The following is a 9,466-nucleotide window of genomic DNA, read 5'->3' on the forward strand; positions in this document are numbered from 1 at the left end:
AATATTTTAGAGGGAATACTGATTCCACATCAATATCCCCCTTAATAATTTAGAGCGAATTTCGCTAAAGCACTCGATTATTTAGAGCGCCTTTTAAATGAGAATCACTTTTTTCTTAGTATATTATGATATAACTTTATCCATTATTCTTTCTTTTCTTTAAATCTTCCTGATATAACAAAATGTATTTGTTCTGCAATCTTAAATTCTATTTTAAAATGATCATCTTCTTGCCCATAATATAAATCCACAATACTCTCTGGAGCAATTTCCTTTTGATAGTGCATTGTCATTTCTCCAATAAAATATTTTTCTAATACGTTTTGAGGAAGAAGATCCATGACCCATTCAAGATATCTTGCATTATTCATATGCTTATTTAAATCAATATCACTATACATGACTTCTCTTGTTTGAACTTTTTGAGTCTCTATATCTAAAAGCGACTCGTATTTTTCTACAAAACTCGAATATTCTTCACATTCAGGAATTGTAATTCCTACTTTTTGTGGTCTGACAATTCTTCTTTTTTCAATATCTATTAATGTCCAAATAGAATAAATGCCTCCTACAACTTCATCATTGATTTTTAAATCATAGGTTCTAAAATATTGAATTTTTCTTTCCCCTTTAGCACGGGTAGAAACTATCAGTTCCTCTCCTACTAATAGTGGTCTTTTTAATTTAACTGTTTGCTTAACTAATACCCAACCATATTTTCCATTAAAATTTTCCTTCCACAAACCTATTTCCATCGCATTTTTAGTTGCAAGATTAGAAAGCTTTGATAATAAATCCGCATATTTATATTCACCATAATAATCGGCGTTTTGGTATTCTATTTCATATCGTTCACATGTTTCACTATTTTTCATTTTTTTTCTCCAAAATGTTTATTTTTTATTAAATTAATAATAATATATTTATAATCAAAAGGAAAGGCTGGAAAATATATGAAAAAAATAAATAAGAAAAAAATATTCTTTGTTTCAATCACTTTCTTAATAACACTATGTTTACTTTTTTATTTTATATTTTCTTATTATTCTACTCCTATCCAACCTAGAACAATACATAAAAAAAATAAAAAAAACACATCCTACCCTACTGTTTCCTTTGTTGCAGTAGGAGACAATATTATCCATGAAAATGTTTATCAATATGCCTTAAAACAGGGAAATGATACAACTTATAATTTTAAACCTTGTTATCAAAATATAAAAAAATATATTTCTGATCATGATTTAGCTTATATTAATCAAGAAACTTTGATTGCTGGTGATTCTTATGGAATTAAAGGTTATCCTAATTTTAATTCTCCTGAATCTTTAATTGATGATCTACAAGATACAGGATTTAATATGGTTTCTAGTGCTACAAATCATTCCATGGATCTAGGAAAAAATGCTTTGATATCATCTGCACATATTTGGAAACAACATTCCGATATTCTCTTTTCTGGGCTATATGAAAATCAAGAAGACCGGCAAACAATAAGAGTCATTGAAAAAAACGGAATTCGTTTTAGTCTTTTAGCTTATACTTTTGGTGTTAATGAAACAACCAACTATAAATCTATTCAAAAACAATTAAAAACGTATCCTTATATATTAGGACAATTAAATAAGGAACAAATTAAAGAAGATGTAAACAACGCTAAAGCTCAAAGTGATGTAGTTATTGTAGCTGTTCATTGGGGGAAAGAAGGACATAGTGAATTATCTGATTTACAACAAGAATATGCTCATTATTTTGCTGATTTAGGTGTTGATGTTGTAATTGGAAATCATCCTCATTTAATTCAACCTATTGAAAAAATCAATCATACACTTGTTATTTATTCTTTAGGTAATTTTTTAAGTACGATGAAAGATGTTTATAATCAGTTAGAAGGAATGGTATGTTTTGATTTTGTTAAAAAAGAAGATGAAATCAGTATTGAAAATATTCAATATGTTCCTCTTGTCAATCATTATAATGATAATGTTGTAACTATTTATTCACTTAAAGAATATACTTCTACTCTTGCTAGTCAACATAGTATTTTAAAAGATCAAGCTGATATCATTAAAGAATTCAAAAATTATGTTAAACAAATGATTAGTAATGATGATATTGATATAGAAATGTGAGGTTTATATGAAGAAAAGAATAAGTCTATTAATATTAATAATCTGTATGGTTGGTGGTATTGGTTTTTTCTTTCCTAAAAAGAATACTCAGGAAGTAAAAATGGTAAAAAAGAAACAAACACCTGAAATAAGTTTTTATCATCAAGAATATAAAGAAAGATATGATACCTACCAAAAAGCACACCAAGTTCTAAGTAAAAAAGAAGTTATTACACTTGTAAATATGAATCGTGATTTTGATTTTTATGGAAAAATCATCAAACAAGAACATCCTAATGATTTAAATACAATTGTTAATAAATATTATCAATTAGATGAAACCTATGAACCGAGTGATCTTGTTGAAATAAATACAAACGCAGGTACTTATGGAAGTTCTTATAGTAAACATACTGCTAGAAAAGTGGTTTATGATGATTTTCAAGCTTTAAAACAAGCTTGTATAAATAAAGGTTTTGAACTGTATGTGACTTCAGGCTATCGTTCAACAGTTTGGCAAAAAGAAATTTATAACCATATGGTAGAAACTTATAGTGTAGAAAGAGCAGATGAAACTTGTTCACGTCCCGGCCATAGTGAACATACAACGGGGTTAGGCTTAGATATTGCTTTAGATCAATATAAATATGAAGAAGTCGAAAATCACCCTCAATATTCTTGGTTTTTAAGTCAACTAAGTAATTATGGTTTTATCTTACGTTATCCAAAAGATAAAGAGGAACTAACAGGGTATAGTTATGAATCTTGGCACATTCGTTATGTAGGAAAAGACCTAGCCCAAAAAATAGAAAAAAGTGGTCTAACTTTTGATGAATATTATGCTAGAAACTATTAGAAGATAGCAAAGCTATCTTCTATGTTTCCAATATTCAGTTACAGGAACTTTAGGATTGCTTTCATCCCAAGGCATCTCATGTCTTTCAAAATAACCAATGACGTGTTTATTAGAATCTCTAACAGGTACAAAGAATTCTCTTTCACCTGTTTTAGTATTATAAGTTTCAAACATTTCATCTTCACCAGCATCGGCTCTTTTTAAAAATTCTTCAATTTTAACTTTAGAGTTTTCACTATGACAATTAAATAAACTTTGATTGATTTTTACACGCTCACCATATCTTTCTTTAGCTGTTTTATTCATATAGCGCACAATATGTTGTCGATCAACAAAAACAATTTCATAACTATAAGCATCTAAAATACTTTCTAATATTTCCTTTGTAATTTCCATTGTGTTCTCCTTTTTTATCATTGTAACATATTTGCCTTATTAATAGGTATTTTTCCTACTATACTATTTTTGTTTTTTCTTGTATAATAATAAGGTAATTATTTAAAGGAGCGTCTTTTATGGGAGATTTAAAATATTTATTACCTATTTTAGTAGCTGTTATTTTAGTGTGGATTACTTATCTTGTCATTAATTTCGTAGCTACAATTATTAAAACAAAGAAGAAAGATGATACCATGGTTTGTGGTTTAAACATGCAAGGAAAAATATTCTATGCAATCATTATTGTTATTTATTTAGTAATGCTTGTTTATTGTATTTATTACATGATTACGCATTTATTAAGTGGCGATGTTGATAGTGTTTATTTACCATTAAATGCTTTCACAATTTATTCTTTTGTTTTCTATTTAATGATTCAATGGATTATTTTCTTTGGACAAAAACAAGTTTTAATTGGTCGTGTTTTATTTGATTATAGAAAAATTAAAAGAGTCACTTATCCAAAGAAAACAAAATTACGTTTTACTTATGGACAAAAGACATTAGAAACATATATTCGCTTTATCGATGATTCTATTCTTAAAAAATCATTACAAAGAACAAGATAAAAAGCAATTTCGGTCGAAATTGCTTTTTTATTTGATGGGAATCCAAATATTATGATAATTAAAATATTCTTCTTCTGGTTTCCACATTGAAACCACTTGAGAAATCACATCTCCTGCGAGTTGGAGATTATTTTTTTCCATATAATCAAAGGCGGGCTGTAAAACCTCATATGTCAGTATTTGACTCGAACGAGAAGGAACGCACATATAAAGACATAACTGTTCAGGATAGTAATGAACATATTCACTTTCTTTGATATCAAGTACTCCCGCAAATTCTTCCTCTACCCCTATTCCATAGTAGAATTCCTTATTTTCATTTTCAATATGTTCTTTAGGAAAAAGCGCCGTAGAAAAAACAAATGGTATTTTTTGACAAAATTCTTTAAGTTCTTCACGTTCTTCTTTCTTTAAATCTATCGTATAACATTTTTGTGTATCAATACGATAGATTCCTGGTCTTTTTTGTAAAGTAAAGTTTAAGTTTTCACTTCGACTAATGAGTTTTCGATTGGTACGTAGTCTTTTTAATAAATTCATTTGATAAATAATATTCTTTTGAATGATTTGTTCTTGTTCTTCTAATAAATCATCAATTTCTTCTAAAGACTTACTTTGGAGTATTCCCGCTGTTTCTTCAATTGATAATCCAAAGCCAAGATAACAACGTGCACGAATCAGCATATGAAGATCCCAAGTTGTATAATAGCGATATCCTGTTTCTTGATCATGGATGGGCGCAATGATTCCTTTTCTTTCATAATAACGAATTGTTTCAGCTGTAATTCCTAGTATTTTAGCAAGTTCTCCTATTGTATAAGTATTGTACATAATCCCCCAACCTTCAAATTGTTTTAAAGTTTTCACCAAATTATAACATATTTTCCTCTTTTTTGACCTTATTTGATACTTTTTTACCCCCTTGACTCTCAAACGATTTGAGAGTTTAAAATGACTTTGTTAAAAAAATAACATGTGATGTTAAATAAATAACAAAGGGAGAGAAAAATTATGGAAGAAAAAAAAGTTGTTCTTATTACAGGTGGAGCAATGGGACAAGGTCGTGCTCATGCCTACAAATATGCTGAAAACGGATTTAATGTTGTTTTGGCTGATATGTTAGATCCCTCTCATGAAGCATTTAAAGAAACAATTGCAAATTGTGAAGCAAAAGGAGCAAAAGTTTTAGCTAAAAAAGCAAACATTACTTCTACTGAAGATATGGAAGCATTATTTGCTTCGGCATGGGAAACATTTGGTCGTTTAGATGTTGTGATTGCTAATGCTGGTGTTATTAACTTCGGTTATACTTGGGAATTAACTGATGAACAAGTTGAAAAAGTAATGGATATTAACTTAATTGGTACTTGGCGTACTGATAAATATGCTGCTCAATATATGTTAAAACAAGGATTTGGTCGTATTATTAATATTTCATCAACTTCTGGTTTATATGGTACTCCTCAATTAGCTACTTATTGTATGAGTAAATGGGGTATTTTAGGATTAACTAAAACGCTTGCTAAAGAAGTGGGTTCTAAAGGAATTATTGTTAATGCTTTATGTCCTACTAAAGTTAAAACTCCAATGTGTGAAACAATGGATTATGTTAAATTCATTAATGATTTAACTGGTAAAGATTTCAAATCTGTTGAAGAAATGTATGCAGGAGTTCCATTCCTTGAAGTAGAAGATATCGCTAGTATGGTTTACTGGTTAGGAACTAGTAGAGAAGCTGGTAAATTTAATGGACAAGGTGTACCACTTGATTTAGGTACTTTACAATAATAAAGGGAGAAAAGAGAATATGAAAATTACAAAAGCAACACGTTGGCGTGTTTTTGCAGGAGTTTGGATTCAAAGTTTATTCACTTCTGCCACTGCCTTCTTTAGTTTATTCTGTTTGCCATTTTGTAATCAATTTGGATGGAGTAATTCAGATTTTTCAATGGCATACACAATTTATATGTTTATCTACTGTGCAGTAGGTTTCCTTGGTGGTATTTTAGCTGAAAAATTACAACCAAGAGTAGCTATTTATATTGGTTTAGTTTTATTTGCTGGAGGATGGATCTTAACTGGTTTTGCTTCATCTATTCCATTCTTATATATTGCTTATGGTGTCATTGCTGGTGCTGGTGCTGGAACAATTTATCCTGCATGTTTACCAACAGCATTAAAATGGTTCCCAGATAAAAGTGGTTCTATCTCTGGTTTAGTTCAAGCTGGAGCTGCTTGTGGACCTTTCATTATGTCACCTATCGCTCAAATGTTAATTGATAACTTTGGAGCACCAATGGCTTGTAAAATTTTAGGTGTTGTATTCTTAATCGGTGTTGGAGCTGTTGCTTGGATGATTGTTCCTTGTCCTGATGGATGGACTCCTAAAGGTTGGGTACCAAGTGCACAACAAAACAAAGAATTACATACAAAAGATTATAATATTCCTCAAATGGTTAAAACTCCAATCTTCTGGGTATTATTAGTAATGTTTATTTTCGCTAATGCTGCTGGAACAATGATGGTTTCTGCAACATCACCAATTGCACAAACTCAAATTAGTTTATCAGCGATGGATGCGGCTTTATGTGTAAGTTTAATGACTTTATTTAATATGTTTGGTCGTTTATCATTTGGTGTTATTTATGATAAGTTAAAAGGATGGAATTCTTTAATTCTTGTCTTGATTTTAAATGGTATTTCAATGCTTATGCTAACAGTAGCTCATTCATTTGCATACTTTGTCGCATGCATTGCTTTAGTTGGTTTCTCATTTGGTGGATTACTTGTTGTTTTCGCACCAATGGTTAAAACAATCTTTGGTTCTAAATATTATAATAGAAACTATGGTTTGATCTTTATTGGTTATGGTATTGGGGCTTTCGTTGGTCCTAAGATTTCCGCAAGTTTCTTTGATGCTACAGGATCTTATGTGATGGGATTCATTGGTTCAGCTATTCTTGCTGCAGTTGCTGTTTTATTAGTCGTTGTGGCTAAAAAACTTGCTAACAAAATGTTAAATGCTTAATTTTAAGGGGTGAAAAATTTCACCCCTTTATTTTATACTTTCCTTTACCTTCTTTAATCATTTTTCCTTCATCACAAAGCTTCTTTAAGATTCTTTGTAATTGTCTTCGACTACAATGAAGATAATTTGTGGCTTCTTCAATGCTTTTTAATGAACCATAACAATAATATTTCAAATAATATAAAAAACGTTCTTCAATACTTTGATAAACAAATTGATTGGTTGATGATTGTTTTAATTTAGAAGCGATTGAATTTAAAAGTGTATGTAGAAATTTTATATCTTGATTAAGCTTTTCTTTATTATCTTTTAAAGATAGCGCCAACGTTTTGACCTTTATTTTTGCTTCCGCAAAAAACATCGGATTTAAATCATCAACAAATTCCATATCACCTAAAATACATAATTCTTCACTTTGAGAAACTACAGTTTGTCTTCCCTCTTGATCAATAAAAGAAATCAATAACGTTCCTTCTAATACAAATTGAATATATTGTGTTTTTTCTAAAGGATTGATCATTGTTTCATCTTCTTCATATTCAATCCCTATAAATTCATATTCCTTAGAAAAATAATTGTCTATTTTATATTCTTCTTTTACTTTATTTATTAAATTTTTATCATAGATCTTTTCCATACCTCTATTGTGTCACATGTCACAATAATTGACAAATCATTTTGTTATACTTCCCTAGAAAGAGAGATATTTGTATGAATAATAATGATTTATTTGAAAAAGCGCCTATATCTAAAGCATACTTTAAACTTGCTTTACCCGTTGTATTAAGCATGGTTATTTCTTTAGTCTATAAAGACACAAAATACAAATCTTGTTGCTGGTGTTTCTTTATGTGCGCCTATTTTTACTTTAATGATAGCTTTAGGAGACATCTTTGGTATTGGAAGTAGCTCTGTTATTTCTCGTTTATTTGGACAAAAACAAGATGAAGAAGGAAAGAACGTCAGTGGTTTTTGTTTCTATGGAGCTATTGTTTGTGGTATCTTAGTTTCTCTTATTATGATGATTGCTAGAAAACCAATTTTAACAATCCTTGGAACAAATCAAGCAACACTTCCTTATGCCAACCAATATTATACTTATATGGCTTTAGGAGCAACTTTAATTATCGTTTCCTTGACTCCTAGTAATCTCATGAGAACAGAAGGATTAGCTACAGAATCAATGATTGGAACAATTACTGGTTCAATTATCAATATGATTTTAGATCCTATTTTTATTCTCTATTTAAACATGGGAGCTGGTGGTGCAGCTATCGCAACCATTATTGGTTATTTTGCATCTGACCTTGTTTTTATTTATCTTACTTTAAAGAAAAGTAAGAAATTATCAATTTCTTTAAAACATACACATGTTACTAAAAATGAAGTCATTTCTATTTTTACAATTGGTATTCCCGCCTCTATTACAAATTTAATGTCTAGCTTTGCGATGGCGATGACAAACAATTATTTAGTTACTTATGGAAATGACAAAGTAGCAGCTATGGGAATTGTTTTAAAAATCAATATGATTGTTTTACTTGTCATGATTGGTTTTGCTTTTGGTGCACAACCTTTACTTGGATATAATTATGGTGCACATAATACTAAACGTTTAAAAGAAATTATTAAGTTTGATTTATTTGTAGAAATTACTTTTGCAGTTATTACATCTATTATCTTAGCTTTATTTACATCATCATTTATTAAAATATTTATGAATGATCCTTCTATTATTCAAGCTGGAACATTGATGTTAAGATTTTTGCTTTTATCTTCTCCTTGTGTAGGGATTATTCTTGTCTTTACAACTTTATTTCAATCAGAAGGAAAAGCACTTCCTGCATTATTACTTTCAATAGGTAGACAAGGTATTGTTTTTGCAATTTTTCTTCTTCTTTTATCAAATATTTTTGGATATTATGGTATTATTAGTAGTCAAATGATTGCGGATATTATCACTGCAATCATTGCACTTATTTTATATAAAATATATAAATAACAAAAAGATGTCTTGTACTATATAAGACATCTCTTTATTTTAAAATACTTATAATCTTTTCAATTTGATTTTTTGTAAGTACTTGATTCCTTCTTAAATGTAAAATATCATCTATTTCATTTTTATCATTAACAGTATATTCGCTTTCTACTGGACTATTCATATTTACAAATAAAACATAACCTTCTATCCATAAATCAACACCATAATACTTCAAATATTCCTTTAACAAATATATTTCTCTTTTTAGTTGTTTAATAGGATTTCTTATTTCTTTTATATATTCTTTGTTTCCTCTACTTATTTTATACTTATTCCAATATTGATCATCTTCATTTCCCACAAGTTTGCCACTAAAATTCTTTACGTGAACTACCCCGACTTACACTTCGTTTAGAAGTCGGAGCTTCTTGCTTCAACCACTACAGCCTCTAATGACAATACATTATAGGTCTTACACAG

The 9,466-nt window shown here is 29.3% G+C and carries 10 protein-coding genes and 1 pseudogene; 6 read left to right on the forward strand and 5 right to left on the reverse strand.

Going from position 1 to position 9,466, the window contains the following annotated elements:
- Positions 1 to 143: 143 nt before the first annotated feature.
- Complete coding sequence (locus tag LJD34_RS14755; RefSeq protein ID WP_227360255.1) at positions 144 to 875, reverse strand: acyl-[acyl-carrier-protein] thioesterase; 732 nt, start codon at positions 873 to 875, stop codon at positions 144 to 146.
- A gap of 78 nt (positions 876 to 953) precedes the next feature.
- Here LJD34_RS14755 and LJD34_RS14760 point away from each other — a divergent pair, with 78 nt between their 5' ends.
- Positions 954 to 2,132: a CapA family protein gene (locus LJD34_RS14760; RefSeq protein ID WP_147580707.1), complete on the forward strand. Its 1,179-nt coding sequence runs from the start codon at positions 954 to 956 to the stop codon at positions 2,130 to 2,132.
- Between the two features lie 7 nt (positions 2,133 to 2,139).
- Positions 2,140 to 2,967, forward strand: coding sequence for a D-alanyl-D-alanine carboxypeptidase family protein (locus LJD34_RS14765; RefSeq protein ID WP_227360256.1), 828 nt, complete (start codon positions 2,140 to 2,142; stop codon positions 2,965 to 2,967).
- Positions 2,968 to 2,979: 12 nt separating this feature from the next.
- Here LJD34_RS14765 and LJD34_RS14770 read toward each other — a convergent pair whose 3' ends face one another.
- Positions 2,980 to 3,363 carry a PAS domain-containing protein gene (locus LJD34_RS14770; RefSeq protein ID WP_032090947.1) on the reverse strand — a complete coding sequence of 128 codons (384 nt, stop codon included), beginning with the start codon at positions 3,361 to 3,363 and terminating at the stop codon, positions 2,980 to 2,982.
- Positions 3,364 to 3,482: 119 nt separating this feature from the next.
- Between LJD34_RS14770 and LJD34_RS14775 the strand changes: the two genes are divergently transcribed.
- On the forward strand, positions 3,483 to 3,974 hold the full coding sequence (locus tag LJD34_RS14775) for a hypothetical protein (RefSeq protein WP_032090948.1): 492 nt from the start codon (positions 3,483 to 3,485) through the stop codon (positions 3,972 to 3,974).
- Positions 3,975 to 4,001: 27 nt separating this feature from the next.
- On the opposite strand, the gene LJD34_RS14780 is transcribed toward LJD34_RS14775, so the two are convergent.
- Positions 4,002 to 4,805, reverse strand: coding sequence for a MerR family transcriptional regulator (locus tag LJD34_RS14780; RefSeq protein ID WP_143712315.1), 804 nt, complete (start codon positions 4,803 to 4,805; stop codon positions 4,002 to 4,004).
- A 180-nt stretch (positions 4,806 to 4,985) separates the two neighbouring features.
- Here LJD34_RS14780 and LJD34_RS14785 point away from each other — a divergent pair, with 180 nt between their 5' ends.
- Positions 4,986 to 5,762 (forward strand): SDR family NAD(P)-dependent oxidoreductase, encoded by a 777-nt coding sequence (locus tag LJD34_RS14785; protein ID WP_139940249.1) that lies wholly within the window; start codon positions 4,986 to 4,988, stop codon positions 5,760 to 5,762.
- Between the two features lie 19 nt (positions 5,763 to 5,781).
- Positions 5,782 to 7,002, forward strand: a complete 1,221-nt coding sequence (locus tag LJD34_RS14790; protein ID WP_227360257.1) for an OFA family MFS transporter — start codon at positions 5,782 to 5,784, stop codon at positions 7,000 to 7,002.
- 19 nt (positions 7,003 to 7,021) lie between these two features.
- Here LJD34_RS14790 and LJD34_RS14795 read toward each other — a convergent pair whose 3' ends face one another.
- Positions 7,022 to 7,639: a Crp/Fnr family transcriptional regulator gene (locus LJD34_RS14795; protein WP_227360258.1), complete on the reverse strand. Its 618-nt coding sequence runs from the start codon at positions 7,637 to 7,639 to the stop codon at positions 7,022 to 7,024.
- Positions 7,640 to 7,810: 171 nt separating this feature from the next.
- Here LJD34_RS14795 and LJD34_RS14800 point away from each other — a divergent pair, with 171 nt between their 5' ends.
- Positions 7,811 to 9,004: an MATE family efflux transporter gene (locus LJD34_RS14800; RefSeq protein ID WP_227360259.1), complete on the forward strand. Its 1,194-nt coding sequence runs from the start codon at positions 7,811 to 7,813 to the stop codon at positions 9,002 to 9,004.
- A gap of 34 nt (positions 9,005 to 9,038) precedes the next feature.
- Here the strand turns inward: LJD34_RS14800 and LJD34_RS14805 are convergent.
- Positions 9,039 to 9,368 (reverse strand): annotated as a pseudogene (locus LJD34_RS14805) (nuclease-related domain-containing protein); the annotation flags it as partial.
- Positions 9,369 to 9,466: the final 98 nt, after the last annotated feature.

The sequence above is a fragment of the Faecalibacillus sp. MSK20_93 genome (assembly GCF_020589945.1).
Lineage (GTDB): Bacteria > Bacillota_I > Bacilli_A > Erysipelotrichales > Coprobacillaceae > Faecalibacillus > Faecalibacillus intestinalis.

What these genes read in the sequence shown, in the direction of transcription:
- LJD34_RS14790 (WP_227360257.1), top strand. Translation starts at nt 5,782, where the DNA reads ATGAAAATTACAAAAGCAACACGTTGGCGTGTTTTTGCAGGAGTTTGG.
- LJD34_RS14760 (WP_147580707.1), top strand. Translation starts at nt 954, where the DNA reads ATGAAAAAAATAAATAAGAAAAAAATATTCTTTGTTTCAATCACTTTC.
- LJD34_RS14785 (WP_139940249.1), top strand. Translation starts at nt 4,986, where the DNA reads ATGGAAGAAAAAAAAGTTGTTCTTATTACAGGTGGAGCAATGGGACAA.
- LJD34_RS14775 (WP_032090948.1), top strand. Translation starts at nt 3,483, where the DNA reads ATGGGAGATTTAAAATATTTATTACCTATTTTAGTAGCTGTTATTTTA.
- LJD34_RS14770 (WP_032090947.1), bottom strand. Translation starts at nt 3,363, where the DNA reads ATGGAAATTACAAAGGAAATATTAGAAAGTATTTTAGATGCTTATAGT.
- LJD34_RS14795 (WP_227360258.1), bottom strand. Translation starts at nt 7,639, where the DNA reads ATGGAAAAGATCTATGATAAAAATTTAATAAATAAAGTAAAAGAAGAA.
- LJD34_RS14765 (WP_227360256.1), top strand. Translation starts at nt 2,140, where the DNA reads ATGAAGAAAAGAATAAGTCTATTAATATTAATAATCTGTATGGTTGGT.
- LJD34_RS14755 (WP_227360255.1), bottom strand. Translation starts at nt 875, where the DNA reads ATGAAAAATAGTGAAACATGTGAACGATATGAAATAGAATACCAAAAC.
- LJD34_RS14780 (WP_143712315.1), bottom strand. Translation starts at nt 4,805, where the DNA reads ATGTACAATACTTATACAATAGGAGAACTTGCTAAAATACTAGGAATT.